This window comes from Serratia sp. AS12 (genome assembly GCF_000214195.1).
In the GTDB taxonomy this organism is placed as follows: Bacteria; Pseudomonadota; Gammaproteobacteria; order Enterobacterales; family Enterobacteriaceae; genus Serratia; species Serratia plymuthica.
Map to the genome: position 1 here is coordinate 929,276 of NC_015566.1, position 19,803 is coordinate 949,078.

The 19,803-nt window shown below is 56.7% G+C and carries 18 protein-coding genes and 1 tRNA gene; 8 read left to right on the forward strand and 11 right to left on the reverse strand.

Annotation, left to right across the window (positions count from 1 at the left end; genetic code table 11):
• The first annotated feature begins 8 nt into the window (after positions 1-8).
• Together SERAS12_RS04260 and SERAS12_RS04265 are read left to right on the forward strand one after the other, a co-directional pair.
• A complete protein-coding gene (locus SERAS12_RS04260) occupies positions 9-1,184 on the forward strand; it encodes an MFS transporter (protein WP_013811592.1) in 1,176 nt (391 codons plus the stop codon).
• Between the two features lie 249 nt (positions 1,185-1,433).
• Positions 1,434-2,228 (forward strand): endonuclease/exonuclease/phosphatase family protein, encoded by a 795-nt coding sequence (locus SERAS12_RS04265; protein WP_013811593.1) that lies wholly within the window; start codon positions 1,434-1,436, stop codon positions 2,226-2,228.
• Positions 2,229-2,291: 63 nt separating this feature from the next.
• On the opposite strand, the gene mltD is transcribed toward SERAS12_RS04265, so the two are convergent.
• Together mltD and gloB are read right to left on the reverse strand one after the other, a co-directional pair.
• Positions 2,292-3,677 carry a murein transglycosylase D gene (mltD, locus tag SERAS12_RS04270; RefSeq protein WP_174270200.1) on the reverse strand — a complete coding sequence of 462 codons (1,386 nt, stop codon included), beginning with the start codon at positions 3,675-3,677 and terminating at the stop codon, positions 2,292-2,294.
• A 71-nt stretch (positions 3,678-3,748) separates the two neighbouring features.
• Positions 3,749-4,504 carry a hydroxyacylglutathione hydrolase gene (gene gloB / locus SERAS12_RS04275; protein ID WP_013811595.1) on the reverse strand — a complete coding sequence of 252 codons (756 nt, stop codon included), beginning with the start codon at positions 4,502-4,504 and terminating at the stop codon, positions 3,749-3,751.
• A 44-nt stretch (positions 4,505-4,548) separates the two neighbouring features.
• On the opposite strand from gloB, the gene SERAS12_RS04280 reads away from it, so the two are divergent.
• Complete coding sequence (locus tag SERAS12_RS04280) at positions 4,549-5,268, forward strand: class I SAM-dependent methyltransferase (protein ID WP_006323760.1); 720 nt, start codon at positions 4,549-4,551, stop codon at positions 5,266-5,268.
• On the opposite strand, the gene rnhA is transcribed toward SERAS12_RS04280, so the two are convergent.
• The gene (rnhA, locus tag SERAS12_RS04285) at positions 5,265-5,732 is read right to left on the reverse strand and encodes a ribonuclease HI (protein WP_013811596.1); all 468 of its coding nucleotides are present in this window, start codon (positions 5,730-5,732) and stop codon (positions 5,265-5,267) included. The two genes, SERAS12_RS04280 and rnhA, sit on opposite strands and share 4 nt — an antisense overlap.
• 72 nt (positions 5,733-5,804) lie before the next feature.
• Here rnhA and dnaQ point away from each other — a divergent pair, with 72 nt between their 5' ends.
• Positions 5,805-6,545 carry a DNA polymerase III subunit epsilon gene (dnaQ, locus tag SERAS12_RS04290; protein WP_006322410.1) on the forward strand — a complete coding sequence of 247 codons (741 nt, stop codon included), beginning with the start codon at positions 5,805-5,807 and terminating at the stop codon, positions 6,543-6,545.
• A gap of 146 nt (positions 6,546-6,691) precedes the next feature.
• Positions 6,692-6,768, forward strand: a tRNA-Asp gene (locus tag SERAS12_RS04295).
• 46 nt (positions 6,769-6,814) lie between these two features.
• Here SERAS12_RS04295 and SERAS12_RS04300 read toward each other — a convergent pair.
• A complete protein-coding gene (locus SERAS12_RS04300) occupies positions 6,815-8,275 on the reverse strand; it encodes an NCS1 family nucleobase:cation symporter-1 (RefSeq protein WP_004948989.1) in 1,461 nt (486 codons plus the stop codon).
• 166 nt (positions 8,276-8,441) lie between these two features.
• Between SERAS12_RS04300 and SERAS12_RS04305 the strand changes: the two genes are divergently transcribed.
• The 3 genes from SERAS12_RS04305 to puuE are packed head-to-tail and all read left to right on the forward strand — an operon-like array spanning position 8,442 to position 10,889.
• Positions 8,442-9,191, forward strand: coding sequence for a GntR family transcriptional regulator (locus tag SERAS12_RS04305; protein WP_013811597.1), 750 nt, complete (start codon positions 8,442-8,444; stop codon positions 9,189-9,191).
• Positions 9,188-9,931 carry an allantoin racemase gene (gene hpxA, locus SERAS12_RS04310; RefSeq protein ID WP_013811598.1) on the forward strand — a complete coding sequence of 248 codons (744 nt, stop codon included), beginning with the start codon at positions 9,188-9,190 and terminating at the stop codon, positions 9,929-9,931. The genes SERAS12_RS04305 and hpxA overlap by 4 nt, the downstream gene beginning before the upstream one ends.
• Before the next feature lie 19 nt (positions 9,932-9,950).
• Complete coding sequence (gene puuE / locus SERAS12_RS04315) at positions 9,951-10,889, forward strand: allantoinase PuuE (RefSeq protein ID WP_013811599.1); 939 nt, start codon at positions 9,951-9,953, stop codon at positions 10,887-10,889.
• 28 nt (positions 10,890-10,917) lie between these two features.
• Here the strand turns inward: puuE and SERAS12_RS04320 are convergent, their stop codons facing one another.
• The 7 genes from SERAS12_RS04320 to SERAS12_RS04350 form a co-directional block, all read right to left on the reverse strand.
• Positions 10,918-11,247: a helix-turn-helix domain-containing protein gene (locus tag SERAS12_RS04320; protein WP_013811600.1), complete on the reverse strand. Its 330-nt coding sequence runs from the start codon at positions 11,245-11,247 to the stop codon at positions 10,918-10,920.
• Complete coding sequence (locus SERAS12_RS04325) at positions 11,234-11,608, reverse strand: type II toxin-antitoxin system RelE/ParE family toxin (protein WP_013811601.1); 375 nt, start codon at positions 11,606-11,608, stop codon at positions 11,234-11,236. The genes SERAS12_RS04320 and SERAS12_RS04325 overlap by 14 nt, the downstream gene beginning before the upstream one ends.
• A gap of 105 nt (positions 11,609-11,713) precedes the next feature.
• On the reverse strand, positions 11,714-13,909 hold the full coding sequence (locus SERAS12_RS04330) for a TonB-dependent siderophore receptor (RefSeq protein WP_013811602.1): 2,196 nt from the start codon (positions 13,907-13,909) through the stop codon (positions 11,714-11,716).
• Positions 13,910-13,944: 35 nt separating this feature from the next.
• Positions 13,945-15,273, reverse strand: coding sequence for a lysine N(6)-hydroxylase/L-ornithine N(5)-oxygenase family protein (locus SERAS12_RS04335; protein WP_013811603.1), 1,329 nt, complete (start codon positions 15,271-15,273; stop codon positions 13,945-13,947).
• Positions 15,270-17,018, reverse strand: a complete 1,749-nt coding sequence (gene iucC, locus SERAS12_RS04340) for an IucA/IucC family siderophore biosynthesis protein (RefSeq protein WP_013811604.1) — start codon at positions 17,016-17,018, stop codon at positions 15,270-15,272. The genes SERAS12_RS04335 and iucC overlap by 4 nt, the downstream gene beginning before the upstream one ends.
• The gene (locus tag SERAS12_RS04345) at positions 17,015-17,965 is read right to left on the reverse strand and encodes a GNAT family N-acetyltransferase (protein WP_013811605.1); all 951 of its coding nucleotides are present in this window, start codon (positions 17,963-17,965) and stop codon (positions 17,015-17,017) included. The genes iucC and SERAS12_RS04345 overlap by 4 nt, the downstream gene beginning before the upstream one ends.
• On the reverse strand, positions 17,962-19,707 hold the full coding sequence (locus SERAS12_RS04350) for an IucA/IucC family siderophore biosynthesis protein (RefSeq protein WP_013811606.1): 1,746 nt from the start codon (positions 19,705-19,707) through the stop codon (positions 17,962-17,964). The genes SERAS12_RS04345 and SERAS12_RS04350 overlap by 4 nt, the downstream gene beginning before the upstream one ends.
• Positions 19,708-19,803 lie beyond the last annotated feature (96 nt).

Below are 19,803 nucleotides of genomic sequence, written 5' to 3' on the forward strand. Positions count from 1 at the left end.
AAATAAACATGCCTCTCGCATTACTTGCATTGACCATCAGTGCCTTTGCTATCGGCACCACGGAGTTTGTGATAGTCGGCTTGATCCCGACCATCGCAGAGCAACTTGGCGTGACAGTGCCCTCGGCAGGGCTGTTGGTAACCATTTATGCTATCGGCGTAGCGATTGGCGCACCGGTACTGACGGCATTGACCGGCCGCGTGCCGCGCAAGCTGCTGCTGATTGGCCTCATGGTGCTGTTCACCCTCGGCAACCTGCTGGCCTGGCAGGCACCAGGCTATGAGTCGCTGGTGGTGGCCCGCCTGCTGACCGGCCTGGCGCATGGCGTATTCTTCTCAATCGGCTCTACTATCGCGACCGGCCTGGTGGCGAAAGAGAAAGCTGCCTCGGCGATCGCCATCATGTTCGGCGGCCTGACCGTGGCGCTGGTGACCGGAGTGCCGTTGGGGACCTTTATCGGTCAGCATTTCGGCTGGCGCGAAACCTTCCTGGCGGTGTCACTGATTGGCGCTCTTGCCACTGTGGCCAGCATCATTCTGGTACCGAACAATATCAAGAATCAGGCCAGCGCCAGTATCGGCGAGCAGTTTAAAGTGCTGACCCATCCGCGTCTGTTGTTGATCTACGCCATCACCGCCCTCGGTTACGGCGGCGTGTTCACCACCTTTACCTTCCTGGCGCCCATGATGCAGGAACTGGCGGGTTTCTCCGCCCCGGCGGTGAGCTGGATCCTGCTTGCCTATGGCATCGCGGTGGCGATCGGTAACATTTGGGGGGGCAAACTGGCGGATCGTCATGGCGCGGTGCGGGCGCTGAGCTTTATCTTTGCCGCATTGGCCGCTCTGCTGCTGGTGTTTCAGTTCACTGCCGGCCACAGCATTGCCGCGTTGATAACGGTGATCGTCATGGGGGTGTTTGCCTTCGGCAACGTTCCGGGTTTGCAGGTGTATGTGGTGCAGAAAGCCGAGCAGTACACGCCGAACGCAGTGGATGTGGCTTCCGGCCTGAATATTGCGGCATTCAACGTGGGCATTGCGCTGGGGTCGGTGATTGGCGGCCAGACCGTTGCTACCCTGGGATTGGCGCAAACGCCGTGGATTGGCGCGCTGATCGTGCTGGTGGCCCTGTTGCTGGTTGGCCTTAGCGGGCGTCTGGATAAGAAGTACCAGCAGCAACCTGCCTGATAGCTACGCATTCTCGTTATTCAGGCCCGCAGTTCATTTTGCGGGCCTTTTCGCATTTCTCACTCATCGCCGCTAACCTTTACATACATATACTGTCAGAACATTGAATTCCCTGTTTCACGCCCCTATAACTGAAAAGGATATACCCCGTAAAAGCCATGCTGTCAGGTGAGGGCAGGCGTATAATCGATTCATTGTTGGCGGGAATGTCACCGTCAGTTTCATCCTCATGGGAAATAGGCGAATAGCGTGCCGAAACGAACTTATGCAATGAGGTATGTTGCAGGCCAGCCAGTTGAGCGAATTTTCCCTGGTGCTATCAACCAGCCGCTGCCGCCCGGGGCCGCATTGCCCACGGCAGGCGCGTTGCGGGTGATGGTGTGGAATATCTTTAAACAGCAACGGGCAGACTGGCTCTCGGTGCTGAAAAACTATGGCAAGGATGCACAGCTGGTGCTGTTGCAAGAAGCGCAAACTACACCTGAACTGGTGAGCTTTGCCACTGCCAACTATCTGGCGGCCGATCAGGTGCCGGCATTTGCGCTGCCCCAACATCCTTCAGGTGTGATGACGCTGGCGGCGGCTCACCCGGTTTACTGCTGCCCGCTGCGTGAACGTGAACCGCTACTGCGGTTAGCCAAGTCGGCCTTGATTACCGTCTATCCGCTGTTTAACGGCCAACTGCTGATGGTGGTAAATATCCATGCGGTGAATTTTAGCTTGGGTGTGGATGTATACAGTAAGCAACTGGGGCCAATCGGTGAGCAAATTGCTAATCACCATGGGCCGGTGATCATGGCCGGGGATTTTAATGCCTGGAGCCGCAAACGAATCAATGCGTTGTATCAGTTCGCCAGCGATATGGCGCTGCGTGAGGTGAATTTCACAGACGATCACCGCCGCAAAGCCTTTGGCCGCCCGTTGGACTTTGTCTTTTATCGCAATATGGGGGTTGCGGAGGCATCCGTACTGGTGACCAGTGCTTCGGATCACAACCCTCTGCTGGTGGAGTTTCATCCTGAGGCGGACAAGCCGCACTGGTAATGAACGCTCAGCATTTAGCCAATAAAAAAGCACCCCGTAGGGTGCTTTTTTTGTGCCGGAAATTTAGGTGTCCGGCGTCATTTTGTTGCTTACAAACAAGGTCAGTTTCAGACCGGGTTGCAGGCTGCTGCCTTTGCCGAGCGTTGAATTCCAACGCATCACGTCGGTAATATCGACGCGATGACGACGTGCAATACTGGCAAGCGAATCACCTTTACGAACCTGATAGGTGATACTGCTGTTACTGTCAGTGTTGCTGGCCACTTGCAGGGTTTGCCCAACTTTTAAAGCGCTCTTGGCACGCAAGTTGTTCCAACTCTGCAAATCGCTGGTTTTAATGTTCAACCGCTTGGCAATGCCCGATACCGTGTCGCCGGAGCGCACTTTATACGAGCTGCCACCAGACAAGCCGCTGTTCTTCGCCAACTGTGCAGTTGGCTGAGTCACCGCGATCTGGCCATCGGCCAGCGAGTCTTTCAGCTGATCGGCATTTCCTTTAGGAACCATAATGTAATGGGGCCCGTTGGGTGCCGTAACGCCTTTTTTGTAACCGGGGTTATAAGCTTTCATCTTGGTAATTGAAAGCCCAGCCATCTCAGCCGCCTGAGTTAACTGTATTTGCTGTCCGACATCAATACGAGCCAGTGCACGGGTGTTATCAGTCTTTGGCAGATTGATGCCGTACTGCTTGCTGTTTTTAATGATGTCGCTCAGCGCCAGCATTTTCGGGACATAAATTGACGTTTCACGCGGAAGCGACAATGCCCAGAAATTGGTTGGCTTACCCTGGCGTTTATTTGCCTTAACCGCTTGCATGACACGGCCTTCACCACTGTTATAAGCGGCAATGGTCAATAACCAGTCACCGTTAAACATGCGGTTCAAATACTGCATCATATCAAGCGCAGCAGTCGTCGAGGCCACGACATCGCGTCGCCCGTCATACCACTGGTTGTTTTTCAAACCATAATTACGACCCGTTTGCGGCACGATTTGCCATAGCCCTGCGGCGTTGGCACTTGACGTGGCGTGTGGGTCAAAAGCGCTCTCCACTATGGGTAGCAGTACCAGTTCCATCGGCATATTACGTTTCTTAATCTGCCCGACTATCCAGTACATGTACGGCTCTGCCCGTAATGTTACATCGTGGAGATAGCTCTTACTTTTTAGGTACTTTCTTTTTTGATCACGGATCCGGGAATTTTCCGGAACCTCCATCTTCAGCTCGTCGCTAATGAAGTTCCACAGGTTCTGTTGCGCGGCACCACTATTGTTATCTAGCCACCGCGCCGAGCTCGCTCGACCATTCGCTGTGTACTCTCCTGCTTCACCTTCTTGACCTGCCGAAGACAAACTCTGTGCATGCTGTTCTGGGGCCGGTGCATCCTGCCTGGATGACTGGCACCCCACTAGCAAGACTGAGGCGAGAAATATCGCTTTAGCCTTCATGTGTGTGTCAATATAGTTGCTTAAAAGACGAGCAATCATACTTTGCTTCGTCAAATAACACAACTAAAAGCTCAGAAGTTATCTTTCCTGAGGCGTAATTCGGAAAAAACCGAATGAAGAGGGTCTGGTGGTGTATAAAAGCCTAATTTCTTTTGTAAATCAGTGTCATGGCATCGTAAAAATAGGTTAATTTTACGCTCTGTTTGTAGCCATGTAGGGACGCTGGGCTGGCCTTTTGCCCTTAATGCTTCGACTTGTTGTTGATATGTTTCAATCTCTCGATCTTCCGGCAAAATAGCCCGCGCAAACTTAAGATTTGAAAGAGTATATTCATGCGCGCAGCAAATTAAGGTGTTATCGGGAAGTTGCGCGAGTTGTTGAAATGCGTTGTACATTTGCTCGGCAGTTCCTTCAAACAGCCTGCCGCAGCCGGCAGAGAAAATCGTGTCTCCGCAGAACAGATAAGGCGCGCTATAGAATGCCACATGACCCAGCGTATGTCCGGGAACCGCGATAACGGCATATTGGCGGCCGTTGATTTCGATCGTTTCACCGTCATGAACGAGGTGATTTGCTCCCTTGTCGGCCGTTTCCTGCGGGCCGTAGACCTTCAAGCCAGGATAGCGCGCCGCAATTTGCGCTACGCCGCCGACGTGATCGTGATGATGGTGGGTCAGCAGAATGGCATCAGGCGTCAGATTCAGGCGTTCCAACGCGTCAAGCGCCGGCTGCGCTTCGCCGGGATCGACCAGGACGCAATGCCCTTGTTGGTTATCCAATAACCAAATGTAATTGTCCTGGAAGGCGGGAATGCTGATAAGATTCATGTTGGACCTCCTGTTGGCAACGGCTTGAAAGAAGATAATAAATCATGAAACCAGCCCATACTCTAGAAAAGCTCGCCGGCCCACAGTCTTGGGCTGAGATGCCGTGGGGGGAATACTATCGTGAGGCGCTCGAGCGGCAGTTGCAACCCTGGTGGTCGAAGCTGTTCGGTTTTCACCTGCTGAAACTCGGTAACCTCAGCGCCAGCCTGGCGACCGACAAGTGCGCCATTTCGCATCAGGTGAATGTGAGCTTGAAAGGGGAAAACCTGCAGGTGCTGGCGGATGCCTACCAGCTGCCGTTCGCCGCCAAATCGGTAGATGCCTGCCTGCTGGCGCATACGCTGTCTTATGCCGACGATCCGCACCGTATGCTGCGCGAAGTCGATCGCGTGTTGATTGACGACGGTTGGCTGGTGATCAGCAGTTTCAACCCGTTCAGCCTGTTGGGATTGGGCAAGCTGGTGCCCGGATTACGCCATCGTCAGCCCTATGTCAGCCGCATGTTTACCCAAATGCGCCTGTTGGACTGGCTCAGCCTGTTAAATTATGAAGTGCTGCATCAGGCGCGTTTTCATGTACTGCCGTGGCAGCGCAAAGGCGGGACGTTTTTAAGTACGCATTTGCCGGCGCTGGGGTGCATGAGCGTGATTGTCGCGCGCAAACGTACCTTGCCTTTGACGCCAACGCCGATGAAGGTGGGGGCCAGAAAACCGGCTCTCAGCCGCGCCGTCGGCGCGACCAAGAGTTACCGCAAGCTGCCTTAGCTTTCCGGTTTGTAACCCACGTCATCCTGCGTGGGGTTGCCGGCCGCATCGCGCGCCAACACGTCGCAGCGTTCGTTCTCCGGGTGACCGGCGTGGCCTTTGACCCATTCCCACTTGATGGTATGGGTCTGAATAGCCAGGTCCAACCGTTGCCAAAGATCGACATTTTTGACCGGTTTTTTATCGGCTGTTTTCCAGCCACGCTTTTTCCAGTTATGGATCCAACTGGTAATGCCCTGGCGCACATACTGGCTGTCGGTGCTCAGCGTCACTTCACAAGGGGTGGTCAGGGCTTCGAGCGCGACAATCGCCGCCATCAGCTCCATACGATTGTTGGTGGTCAGGCGGTAGCCCGCACTGAAGGTTTTCTCAACTTGCTTATAGCGCAGTATTGCGCCGTAACCACCGGGGCCCGGGTTGCCAAGGCAGGAGCCGTCGGTGAAAATTTCTACCTGTTTGAGCATCTCTGGTAGACTCTTCCTATCGGTTTTATAAAAGCCAAGTCTGACATAAACGAGCGCTGTGAGCACTGCAATATGATCTCTACAACCACCAGACAAATTGTCCTCGATACCGAAACCACCGGTATGAACAAACTCGGGGTGCATTACGAAGGCCACCGCATCATTGAAATTGGCGCAGTGGAAGTGATCAACCGTCGCCTGACCGGCCGCCACTATCACGTTTACGTCAAACCCGATCGGCTGGTGGATCCTGAAGCCTACGGGGTTCACGGCATCAGCGATGAGTTCCTGGCGGATAAACCCACGTTCGACCAAATCGCTGATGAGTTCATCGAGTTCATCCGTGGCGGTGAGTTAGTCATTCATAATGCGTCGTTCGACATCGGCTTTATGGATCACGAATTCCGCATGTTGCAGAAGGGGCTGCCGAAGACCGACACCTTCTGTACCATCACCGACAGCCTGTTGATGGCGCGCCGCCTGTTCCCGGGCAAGCGCAACAACCTTGATGCCCTGTGCGGCCGTTATGAGATAGACAACAGCAAGCGTACGCTGCACGGCGCATTGCTCGATGCCGAGATCCTGGCGGAAGTTTATCTGGCGATGACCGGCGGCCAGACGTCGATGGCGTTTCAGATGGAAGGCGACACGCAGCATAACGACTCGACGCAGGATATACAGCGGATTGTGCGTCCGGCGACGGCGATGAAAGTGGTCTATGCCAGCGATGCGGAAGTGGTGGCCCATGAGGCGCGACTGGATTTGGTGGCGAAAAAGGGCGGCAGTTGCCTGTGGCGTGCGGAAGCGGAATAACGGCGTTCCCGGCATGAAAACGCGCTTTTTAACCGCCTTAGCTGAAAAACTGCGCAAACGGTTAATTTCGTAAGAAAAAGGCATTGACGGAATAGAAGCCCAACCGTAATATGCGCCTCGTTCCTCTCGCAAGAGTTGAATGGCGCGGAGCGGTAGTTCAGTTGGTTAGAATACCTGCCTGTCACGCAGGGGGTCGCGGGTTCGAGCCCCGTCCGTTCCGCCAACATTAAGAAGCCCTGAGTTAGCAATAACTCAGGGCTTCGTTGTTTTTAATCTTTGCTCAACTGCCTTTTAGCAAAGGTCACTGACTGATTGGCTGCCCATTCGCGACGGGCAATGATCCGATAGCATCCCCCACCCAGTGCGGCACCGATAAACCAGCTAAAGTTCGCCACCTCATGCAGGCTGGGCGTAAAGCTGATCGCCAGCCCGATAATCACCGACGGCACCAGCGCCCAGATAGCGTTCGGGTTGAAACCGTTCTTATACCAGTAACGTCCCCCCGGCGTAGCGTTGTACAAATCGTCGACGTGCAGTTCGCCGCGTTTGATGATGTAAAAATCCACCAGCAAAATGCCGAACAGCGGGCCGATAAAGGCCGCGAGCACGTCCAGCGTGTAGTGGATCAGCTCGGGTGACTGGAACAGGTTCCACGGCGTCAGCAGGAAAGAACCCACGGCGGCGATCATCCCGCCGGTGCGGAAGCTGATTTTCTGCGGCGAACAGTTGGAGAAATCAAACGCTGGCGACACAAAGTTGGCCACGATATTGATGCCTATGGTGGCGACAATCATGGTCAGCAGGCCAAGGGCCACGGCGATATCGCTGTCGAGACGGGTGACGGTTTCGATCGGATCGGTGATCAACTGACCGAACAGCGGCAGGGTGCCGGAAACGATCACTACGGTGACCAGCGAGAACAACAGGTAGTTGAACGGCAGGCCCCAGCGGTTGCCGCGCTGCACCTCGGCAAAGCTTTTGCCGTAGCGGGTAAAGTCGCCGAAATTCAGCAGCGGGCCGGAGAAGTAAGACACCACCAGCGCAGTGGCGGTCAGCATCAGCCAGCCTTGTTCACCGGCGCTCAGGTTTTTGCTCGCCAGCGTGAGGGAAAGGTTGGAGAAACCGACGCGGTATACAATCCAGCCGGCCAACGCGAACATCACCACATAAACCGCCGGTCCGGCGATATCGATAAAACGCTTGATCGCCGTCATGCCATGCCAGAACACCATCGCCTGCAACACCCACATGGTGATGTAACAACACCAACCAAGCTGCGACAGCCCGAGGAAATGCGGCTGGGTCATCGGCTCCAGCGACGGGAAGAATTTCAGCAACGTCAGCATCAGCGCATTGGAAGCCAGATAGGTTTGTATACCGTACCAGGCGAAGGCGATCATCCCGCGGATCACCGCCGGGATATTGGCGCCGAACACGCCAAATGCCTGGCGGCTCAGCACGGCGTAAGGCACGCCGCCGAGCTGGCTGGGTTTGGCGACCAGGTTGGCGCAAAACTGCACGATACAGATCCCCACCAGCAGGCAAATCAGTACCTGCCAGCTCGACAGACCGAGGGCGAAGAAGCTGGCGGCTACCACATAGCCGCCCATGCTGTGTACATCCGACATCCAGAAGGAAAAGATGTTGTACCAGCTCCAGTTCTGATCGCGCGTTGGCGCCAGATCGTCGTTACACAGCTTTGGGCTGTAATTTTCATTAGGGTTTGGCATAAATCGTGCTCCTCTCAAGAACGTCACCCGGAGGTGGTTATCTGTTTTTTGGCAAAGATTGCTGAGAAGGCTTTTGCAGGATTCAGGCCAGATTGCTCTTTTTTGTATACAAAATATCTTAATCTTGTATACGATTTGATTCTCTAACGGTACAGGGAGCAGCAAAATGATCGGCACGACGATCGGCGCGAACACCGCGTGGCTCGGGCAACAAGCCACTTATTTCACTGAAGATAAAGACGATCATATTTACAACGAGCTGGTGAAGGCGATTGTCGAACACCGGCTGCTGCCCGGCAGTAAATTGCCGGAAGAGGCGTTGGCGGAGACCTTTGGCGTCAGCCGCACCGGGATCCGGCGGGTGCTGCAGCGCCTTGCCGCAGTGCAGATGGTTACCCACCTGCCCAAGCGTGGTGCACAGGTGACAACGCCGGGGCCGGATGAGGCGGCGAACGTTTTCCAGACGCGCAAAATGCTGGAGTGCGCCAACTTGCCGCAGGTGATTGCCGCCTGTCGTGAAGAACATCTGCTGGCGATGGAAGGCATCGTGGCGCAGGAACAGCAGGCGCACCGCGATCAGGACGGCGCGGCGGCCATTCGTCTGTCTGCCACCTTTCACGTCCAATTACAGGCGATCGCCGGCAATAACGTACTGACCGAAATGGTTTCGCAGCTCACGCTGCGCTCATCACTGGTGATTGCCGTTTACGGCGCACCCTGGCAGCAGGGGTGCCGTTGTCACGATCACAGCGATCTGCTGGCGCTGCTGCGCCGCAAGGACAGTACGGCGCTGGTGGAGCACATGGCCCGCCATTTTGACGATATTGTGGCGAACCTGAGATTTAATGACGGCGCGGATGAAACCCCTGATTTCGCCCGTATTTTTGCCAAGACCGGTTTGCAGGAGCCCTTATGACCGCCGATTGCATCATCCAGGTTATCAACCCGAACACCAGCCGGGCCATGACGGCGACCATTGCCGGTGCCGCCCGTGCCGTAGCTGCGCCGGGCACCAAGATCCTGGCGGTTTGTCCGCAAGAGGGAGCGCCGTCGATAGAGGGCCATTTCGATGAAGCGATTGCCGTGGTCGGTGTTCTGCAGCAGGTCAAACTCGGCCGCGAAGCCGGCGTCAGCGGCCATATCATTGCCTGTTTTGGCGATCCGGGCCTGCTGGCGGCGCGCGAGCTGGCAAGCCGGCCGGTGGTTGGCATCGCCGAGGCGGCCATGCATATGGCGACGCTGGTGGCGACGCGCTTTTCTATCGTCACCACGCTGCCGCGCACGCTGACCATTGCGCGCCACTTACTGCATCAATACGGGTTTGAGCGCCACTGCGCCGCGCTGCACGCTATCGATCTACCGGTGCTGACGCTGGAAGATGGCAGCGGCCTGGCTCAGCGAAAAGTACGCGAACAGTGCATTAAAGCAAAGCAACACGACGGCAGCGGGGCGATCGTGCTCGGCTGCGGCGGCATGGCCGATTTGGCTCGTGAACTGACGCAGGAGTTGGGGATCCCGGTGATCGACGGCGTCAGCGCTGCGGTGAAAATGATCGAATCGCTGCATGCGCTGGGCTTGAGCACCAGCAAGCACGGCGATCTGGATTTCCCGCTGGTCAAACCCTTGTCCGGCATGTTTGGCAGTTTTAACGGGTAATCGGCAGAGGGAAACAGCGATGAAAGAGTATGATTTCAATCAAGAGTATCCCCGCGATTTGATGGGGTATGGTGGCCGGCCGCCGCACGCCCGCTGGCCGGGGCAGGCGCGTATCGCAGTCCAGTTTGTCCTTAACTACGAAGAGGGCGCGGAAAACAACGTGCTGCATGGCGATGCCGGTTCCGAACAGTTCCTGTCCGATATCATTGGCGCGGCCAGCTACCCCGAACGACATATGTCGATGGAGTCGCTGTACGAGTACGGGTCACGCGCCGGGTTCTGGCGTATCCATAATGAGTTTCAACGTCGTGGCCTGCCGTTAACGGTGTTTGGCGTGGCGATGGCGCTGGCGCGCAATCCGCTGGTGGTCGAGGCGATCAAAAACGCCAATTATGATGTGGTCAGCCACGGCTGGCGCTGGATCCACTATCAGAATATGGATGAAGCGACCGAACGGCAGCATATGCAGCGGGCGCTCTCGGTACTGAGCGATCTGTTCGGCAAAGCGCCGCTCGGCTGGTATACCGGCCGCGACAGCCCGAACACCCGCAGGCTGGTGGTGGAACAAGGCGGTTTGCTGTACGACAGCGACTATTATGGCGACGATTTGCCGTTCTGGACCGAAGTACAGTGCGCCAATGGCGAAAAAAAACCGCATCTGATCGTGCCCTACACGCTTGAGGCCAACGATATGCGCTTTGCTTCGCCGCAGGGCTTTAATACCGGCGAGCAGTTCTATACCTACCTGAAAGACAGCTTTGACGTGCTGTATGCCGAAGGGGAATCGTCGCCGAAGATGCTGTCGATCGGCATGCACTGCCGTTTACTGGGGCGTCCGGGCAAGTTCCGCGCGTTGCAGCGGTTCCTGGATTATGTCGAGCAGCACGATCGGGTCTGGGTGTGCCGGCGGCAGGATATCGCCGAACATTGGGTGGCGCAGCACCCTTTCAAAAAATAACCCGTGCCGGCATGCCGGCACGGAGTTTTTACGTCACTGAAAGGGTACGCTGGCCGACGGTGTTCTGGCTGGGTTTGACGATAATTTCTATGTCGTAACCGAGTCGGTTGAGGCAGATCATCAGCTTTTGCTCTGACATATTGAAAAATTTGCCGTTATACAACGCGGAAACTCGTGCCTGTGGCAGGTTCATTCGTTTGCCCGCTTCTACTTGGTTGAGTCCTAGCTGTTGAATTGTATTGATAATTTTGATGGCGAGATCGGCCTTTAGTTTAAGGTTTTCTGCATCAGGCAGTTTTAAATCAGCAAAAATGTTGTCCGAACCGATCTCAAAATCATTTTCGTCATATTTTGCCATTTTTCATGTCCTCGTAAATCTGTTTGGCTTTGCTCAGGCGAGACTTGATGAATTCAATGTCCGCCTTTGGCGTTGAAATTCCTGTTTTGGATTTTTTCTGAAAGCAGTGGAGCACAAATACAGTGTCTTCGAACCGCACGGTATAAACTGCCCGGTAGGTGTTACCGTCAAAATCCTCAACCTTTTCCAATACGCCAGCACCCAGAAATCCCTTTAAGGGGTTCACTCCGGGTGGCGTTAATCCCGCCTGAACCCAATGTAGGGTATAACCCATTGATTTAATAATTTCTTCAGGCAGCGAAAGCAGGTCTTTTTTACTGCTTGCTATCCATATCAGCTGTTTTACTTGGTGCTTATCCATAGATGATCGCTCCTTGATCAGTATCCTGGATTATTACATAACTGATATAAATCGGCAACGAAAGGGAAAGATAAGAGGGCGAAGTTGGCTTCGCCCTTATCAGGATCAGAACAGCACTGAGTAGTTCAGGCCAAAGGTGCGGCCACGGCCTTTATAGCTGTACAGCTCTGGTGAGCCGTAGGTTGGGCTGTAAAGGATCGGCGCGCGCTGGCCCCAGACGGTGGTGTAATTCTTGTCCAGCAGGTTTTCCACGCTGAAGCTGACTTTCCCCACCGGCAAAGCGTAGCTGCCGAGGAAATCGAGGGTGTTGTAACCGTTGATTTTATTGCCGTCGGCATCCGATACGTCGAAGGTTTGCTGCGACTGCATGCGAAGATTCCAATCGCCCGGAGCCCAATTGACGTAGGCGGTGGCTTTCGACGGGCTGGCGGTGTCGACCGTCAGCTTTTCCCACTTGCCGTCGGTTTTGGTTTCCGATTTGATCAGGTTAAAGGTGGTGCCGGTGCTCCATTCGCTGTTATCGAAGAAGTAATCCACCGCACCTTCCACCCCGTAAATCCGGCGTTTATCCGAATCCAGGTTGATGGTCATGTCGGTTTTGTTGATCGAGATGGTTTTATCCGACAGCGAGTAATAGGCAGCGACCTGGGTACGCAAGTTATCGCCGGTGTAGCGCCAGCCCAACTCGTAGGCGTTAACCTTGATGCCTTCCAGTTTGGAGTCATTAACGTTGACGCTTTTCTGCAACTGATAATGCCCGTTGACCAGCTTATAAGTACCCGAACCGTAGTACTTCGCCAGATCCGGGATCTCAAAGCCTTGCGAGAAGTTGATCCATGCTTGCTGACGCTCGGTCAGGTGCACCAGTAAACCGGCGTTGAACAAGGCGTTGTTGTAGTCGGTTTTGCCGCCTGGCACCGCATCGGCGGAGCTCGCCAGACCATTGGCGATCCCTTGTTGCTGCGCATAGCCGACAAAGTCGTCCACCTTGTTCTCGGTGTATTGATAACGTACACCACCGCTGAGGGTAAACATCGGGTCGATGTCATAGCTGGCCTGCAGGAACGGCGCCAGGTTGGTGGTGGTATAGCCCGGATAGCGGCCGACGTTATAGGCATTTTCCAGCGCCATCCCGCCGGACTGCTGCGCTTTGGCCAGATTGAAGAACTGCTGGTTGGCGTTGAAGCTTTCATGCTCGGCGTCGACGCCGTAAGTCAGCGTCAGAGCGTCAATCGGCTTGCTGTTCAGCGTCAGTTTGCCGCCGTAAAAATCGGTCTTCTGCTGTGAGGCACCGATGCTGGTGACCTTGCCGCTAGCCAGCGTCGGGAACGGGTAGAAGGTCAGCGACTCGTCGCGATAATAGACCTGCGCCACCAAATCCTGTCCCCAGAAATCGGTGTTGGAATATTGCAGGTTAATCAGGTGACGTTCGGTGCCCGGTATACGGTCCGAATTCAGGTTGCTGCCGTTGGAGGCCTGGCCCGCACCGGTCACGGCCGAGAAATTTTGCCCCAGATACAGGCCGTGCTTGCCGTCTGACTCGCTGTTGAAATACTGCGTCGTCACCTGCAACTGCTGGTGATCGTCAATGTTAATGGTGCCGGTACCCATTACGTCGATGCGATCGGAATATTGCAGCCCGGTTTGGGTGTTATCAATCAACACCTCATTGCCTTTGCCGTCGTACCAGCCGCCGTAACGCTGATAGGAGACCGACAGGCGGCCCGAAGCGTTATCGTTGCCGCCGCTGACCGCCGCCGACACATTCTCGTCGTGATCGTTATGGCCGCCGAAACCGGTTTTTCCGCCCACCTGCAGCTCAACCTGTTTCTCTTTTTGCCCTTTCTTGGTGACGATGTTGATCAGGCCGCCGGTGCTGCCGCCGCCATACAGCGAGGTGGCGCCGGAAATCACCTCAATGTGCTCGATGTTGAACGGATCGATGGAATCCAACTGGCGGCTGTCGCTGCGCGAAGAGTTCAAACGCACGCCGTCGATCATCACCATCATCGAACGGCCGCGCATGTTCATGCCGTAGTTGGTGCGGCCCTGACTGCTGACATCCATGCCTGGGATCAGTTGCGCCAGGATATCTTTGATTTCCTTGCCGCCCTGAACCTGTTGCTCAATTTCCTGGCTTTCAATCACCCAGGTGGTTTGCGCCATCTCTGCCACGCTACGGTGCGAGCGGCTGGCGGATACCACCATTTGATCTTCGCTTTTTTGTTCTTCTGCCCAGGCCGCCGGCGCAAGCATCGCCAGCAGGCAAGGGTTCAATACCCAAAGGTGTTTGCGTTTCATCGTTATTTTTCCAGTGTTCCCATTTTGGTGTGTAGTTAAAACTCGGTGTAATTGAGCATGACGTGTTCAGCGCGGGCCGGGGTGGCTGGTTGCTGACTGCGCCATTGGATCACAGCCGGGGTGGACGTTAAATCGAACTGGTCGCGTCCTAAAGCCCGGTTGAGAATGCGTGCCGACCGCCAGGCCATCAGGCTGAGCTGGGGTTCGGCGATACCGTGGCTGTGCATGCCGGCGTTGACGGCAAACAGGCAGTTTTCCTGTGGGCCCTGCCACTCGAGGGTAAAGTCGGGGGCAACGCGGTATTGGTCATCGGCCGTGGTCAGCAGACGCTCCGCCAGCGGGGCGAGGAACGCCGGGCGATCCTGCTGATAACCGGTGGCGAAGATCACCACATCGGTATCGAACGTTTCTTTGCCCTGATCGAGGTGGTGATGAGTCACCAACTGATAGCCGTTACCCTGAGCGTGGATCGCCGCCAGCGAACGGCTTGGTAGCGGATGCGCCCAGGGTTTTTCACGCAGCACTTCAAACTGGTGATACATCGCGCGGTAGATGGCCAGCAGCGAATCGCTGGTGATGCCGTCGGAGGTCATTTTCTGCTCGGTCAGCATGCGTTGCTTGGCGCTGTCGTTCAGGCCATAAAAGCTGTCGACGTAGTCCGGCGTGAAGTACTCGTTGGCGAACGCCGCTTCGTCCAGCGCATTGTAGTTATTGCGGCGCGAGATCCAGTTCAGTTGCGCCGGTTGGCCCCACTCGGCGCGGAAAATGTTCAGGAACAGATCGGCGCCGCTCTGGCCGCCGCCGACGATGGTGACGCGTTTGCCGGTCAGATCCGGGTTGCGCAAGGTCATCTCGCTGGCGTGGAAGCAGCGGTCGTTTTGCTCGGTAACGCAGTCCGGCAGTTTGATGCGCTTGCCGATGCCCAGGCAGACATGGCGCGCCCGGTAGGTAGCGCGCTGGGTGGTGACGACAAACTGGCGCTGCCGATCGTCAAAATCCACGCTCTGAATATCCTGGCTGAACTCGAGCGAACTCAGCCCGTTGGCGGCCCAGTCGAGGTAATCGGCGAACTCTTCGCGCGACACCGTACGCAGTTCGGTGGTCAGGAAACGGTAGAATTTCTTCCTTTTCACCAGGTAGTTAAGAAAGCTGTACGGATTGGTGGGCGACACCGCGCTGACCAAATCTTTCAGGAAGCTGGTCTGCATATGACAATCCGGCACCATCATGCCGGGGTGCCAGGAAAAGTGCGGTTTGCGCTCCAGGAATTTGCCGTTAAAGCCGGCAACTTCACTGCCGAGCGCGGCGATGCTGAGGTTGAAGGGGCCGATGCCGATGCCGATGAAATCCAGAGGCTGATTCATTGGGCAAACTCCTTGGTGACCAAATAAAGAGGGTTATCCAGATCCTGCAGATAGTTTGGCAACATGCGGCTGCCGCCATCCTGCTCCGAATAGGTGAGTTTCACCGGGTTGAGCACCACGCGAATAATTTGTGGTTTGAATAAATCAAAGAGGGCAAAGCGTTCTGCCATGTCCGGGTGCTGCGCCATGTAGCGCTCCAGCACCTGCGCCAGCAGTTGATAGAAACGGGATTCACTGACCCCGCAGGCTTGCATCAGCGGCGAGATAAAACGCAGCACGGTGACGAAATGCCCGGTTTGCAAATCATGGATCAGATAGTCGGCGGACAGGCGCACGGTAACGTCCTTCACCACCTTCGGCAGTGAGGCCGCTTCCGGGAAGTCCTGATCCACCAGGCGCATATCGCCCTGGAAGTCTTTCAGCAGCACCCGTTGCGGCACATGGTCCTTCATCACCAGCGTGATGTTTTGGCCGTGGGCGATCAGGGCTACGCCGTAACGGCACATCAGGTGGTACATCGGCACTACTACCCGGCTAAACATCTGTTGCAGCCAGGCCTCGGCGCTCAGGCCGGATCGGGCGATGTAAGCGCCGATCAGCGGCTGGCCGTGGTTATCGGTTTCCATCAGCGTCGCCATCAGAATGGCCTGCTCGCCGTCTCGCAGATAGCACGAAGGGTTCTCGCGCCAAATCACCCCCAGCATTTCCTGATAGCGATAGGGCGCTTTGGCCAGAGCCGCGTAGGTTTGGTGCGTCATATAGCCTGCGGCCGGCTCGCCGAGGATCTCGGCACCGCTGGCGCGCAGCGTACTGTCTTCGGCAAACACCTGCTGCAGCCAGCGGGAGGCTGCCGGCCCGGCGCTGATGTACTTGCCCGGAATACCGCGGTAACACGAGGTGTTGTAAATGGTCAGCGGCAGCTTGATATCGAACGCTGAACGGCGGCTGACGTTGGTCAGGGTGCGTAATGATTGCTGCGCCAGATAGCTGTCGCCGAACTCGCCCAGCTCGATCAGTTCTCCTTCGGCCAGTTGCGGCAGGAAGTGCAACGCGATCTTTTGCTGCCACTGCCACGGGTGCAACGGCACCGGGATCCAGTCATCGTTCAGCTTCAGTTCACGCCAGCGGCGGTCAAAGCGCTGGCGTTCAGCCGCTGTCATGGCGCTGTTGAGCAGGTTTTCCAGCGGGTAGTTATCGTCGGCACACCAGACAAAGCTGCCCCGTTTGGCCGCGACCCAGTGCAGACAGAACTGGCCCTGATATTCGGGCGCATACTGCTGCAACGCGGTCAGACCCCAGCCGCGACGGCCTTTGTTGAAGATAAACTTGGGATGGCCGGCCAGCAGGCATTGCAGCGCGTCGGCGTCCAGCGCAATCAAATCCTGCGCGCTCATGCCGTGACGGGCGGACAGCAGTTGCATATCGCCGCGCAGCGTGGCGTACAGATCTTCCAGATGTTCGGCGATCTGCGCATCGTCCATCTTCAGCACTTGCGCCAACTGACGCAGCGTTTGGTCGGCCGCTAACGGCTGGCGATCGCAGGCCAGGCTGGCGGCGTCGATGTGTAACCAGCCCCAGATGCCGCGCTCGGCGCTGAAGGTATAACTGGCGTCGCCCAGTGCGATGCGCCATTGGCCGTCATGTTGTTCGGCGCATAGCGTGCGTTCGTATTCCAGCTCGGCCAGGATCTTGGCGATCATCTGGCGGTTAACCCGTTGCCAGTTGGCGTAATCAGCGGTGGTCATAAGCCGATCCCCCGGAAGAATTCATCGCGCTGATTCATGATCAGACGCGAACGTTTGTGCGGGAAATCGAACTCTTTCACGGTGTGGTAACCGGCGGCCGGCAGGTGGCGGAACAGACGCTGGTTATCGGCGCGTGGCTCGGCGACCACCCGCGTGGTGCGCGGTTCATCCAGATACAAATAATGAGTCAGGCCGCGCAACCAGCTGCGGATATAGTGCGCGCCACGGCGATCTTCCTCGCCGACCAGCATGTGCAGCCCGCGGTCGAACGGTTGCCAGCGGTAGTGGCGGCCAATGCGATCTTCCGGTGCCCAATAGACTTCGAAATAACCGAACGGGCGATCGTCGAAACACCCCAGCAACGGATAGCAGTAGCTGGAATCCAGCTGGCGTTGCAGGTAGGCCGCCTGCGTTTCCAGCGGGCCGCTCATTTCCCAGAAGGCATCGACGCGTGGCGAATTCATCCAACGGGTGAATTGCCCGGCATCGCGTTCTACTTCCGGCAGCCGGAAACTCAGGGTCTGCTTAAGCTGCGGATCGTAACGGCGATAGACCTCGCCATGGGGCCGCGTCGGGCGTTGCGGGTACCAGAGACTGCGTTCGGCGTCATACTGCATCTGGGTGGAAGCGCGGTGGCGTTCAGCGCCCAGCCACAGCGGCAACTGATAAAACGTCTCGCGAGCCAGATAGTCGCCGCTTGCGAGCGCGAACAGCGCCTGAGCCTGCGGCTCTTCGCGCCATTGCGCATAGGGGAGCGTGATACCGCTCAACTGCGGCGCGGCTATCAGCAACTGGTCCAGCGCCTGCACCAGCCAGCCTTGCGGCAGGGAACCGGGATAGTGCAGCACCGCGCTGCCGTCCAGGCCCAGACCGAGTTGCAGCTCCTTTTCCAGCCGTTCACAGCGAAAGCCGCTGCCGGCATGCATCAGTTTGGCGTGCGGCATCATTGGGCGGCTCCCTGGCGCAGCGGATTGACGAAATCAAAGTAAATCACCGCCGGATCGACGATGGTATTTTCGTTGTGGTCGTGCAGGTAACAGAAGAAGTTGCCTTTGCAGTTCCAGTGGCTGCTGTCGAGCACGTAGTCCAGGCACAGGGTGTTTTTGGCCGTGGCGCGCAGGCCGCTCAGCGCGTCGCGCACCCGGGCCATCAGACTTTCTTCCGTGTCGAAACCGGCGGCAGCCAGCGCGGCGGTCACCGCCAGACTGGAGTTCACCAGCAGGTAGTAAGGGAAGTAGCGCAGCAATTGCTGTTCGCTGAAGCGGTTTTCCGCATCGGCTTCGCCAATCTCTTCCAGCCACGGCGCGGCATCGCGGGTAAAGCCACTGCCCTGGCAGTCGCGGTACAGCATGCCGATCGGCAGATCCTGCTGCATCTCCACCAGAATGTTTTGCTGGTGGGCCAGCAGCACCAGCCCGTAATCGGCTTCCGTGCTGAACAGCGGCAGCAATACCTGTTGGCAGTAGGCGTCCAGCCAGGCATGGGCGGCTTGTTGCAGCGGCAGATTCAGGCGGGCGGCCAGACGGCGCACTGCCGCGGCCAGCAGGCTGTCACCGCCATCCGGTGCTGCCTGCGTCAGCGTTACCAGCACGTTGGTTTGGCTATGCGGCTGGTCGAACAACAGGTTATCGCGCAGCGCCATCAGGCTTTCTTCCTGGACGGTGCCGTCCGCCGATCGCAGGCCGGCCCAGCCGTCTTCCTGCATCACGCGGAAGGTCGGATAGCGCGCTTGCAGCTCTTGCCAGCGCGGCGTTTGCGCCAGCCGGGCCAGGCGGATACCGCGTTTTACTTCTTTAACCGACAGGGTGCGCACCGAGTTGGTCAGGCGCACGCTGAGGGAGAATTTGATCATGTCGCGGTTGCCCGCGCTGTAAAGCGAGCGTGAGGAGCTGGTTGGCAGCCAGCGCTCGCCGGCTTCGCCCAGATCGCTCAGCAATCCCTGCACGGCGAGATCCTGGCACCATGTCTGTGTCAGCAGATGGTCGGCCTGCCACGGATGCATCGGCAGCAGCCACACGTCATCGGTAAAGTGTGCCAACAGCTGCGGCGCGCTTTCGGCGGCAAAACGTTGCAGGCGTTGTTGCAGCGTCAGGTTCAGGCTGTCCCCGCACAGGTAGCGCTTATCGACGGCAAACCAGCGCAGCGGGAAGCTGGCGGCAAAGTCCGGCAGGTAGCGGCGCGCCTGCTGCTCATCGAAGGGCTCATGGGATTTCGGCGCCGGGTGGAAGGCGTGGCCGACCAGCAGACCTTGCTCCGCCTGGGCAAAGTTCAGCGGCTTGTCGCGCAGTGAAGGCCAGTCCAGCCGGACATCAATGGCCTGGCGGGTATTATCATGACTTTCCAGCACACGCTGCCGGAAACGCGCTACGGCCTCATCGGACAGCTCACCTTTTATCGCCGGTTTCTCCAGCAGCAGGGTGACCAGTTGCGCCATGCTCAGCGCCACGCCAGCCCCATCGTCCTGCTGATGCAGATAAGCAGGGAAAAGATACTGATGGTGCTGTGTGGGCGAGGTATGGCGTAAGGCAATGCGAATAGCCTGGGTAGATGAAAGCGGAATGTTGAGCTGCGGATACTGTGGGTGGTTGGTGGCTGGAACGATTTGCCAGTCCCGGGTTTCACGCATCAGTGCGTTGAGAAAACATTGGGCAGCCACGTCGGTCGCCGCGGTTTCAAACTGGAGAGTCATGATCCGATTTTCGCTAAGAATCAATTGAGAATGATTCTTATATCAATAATATTTATTGTTATCAATCATCCTATGATACAATTTTTCAATGATTCT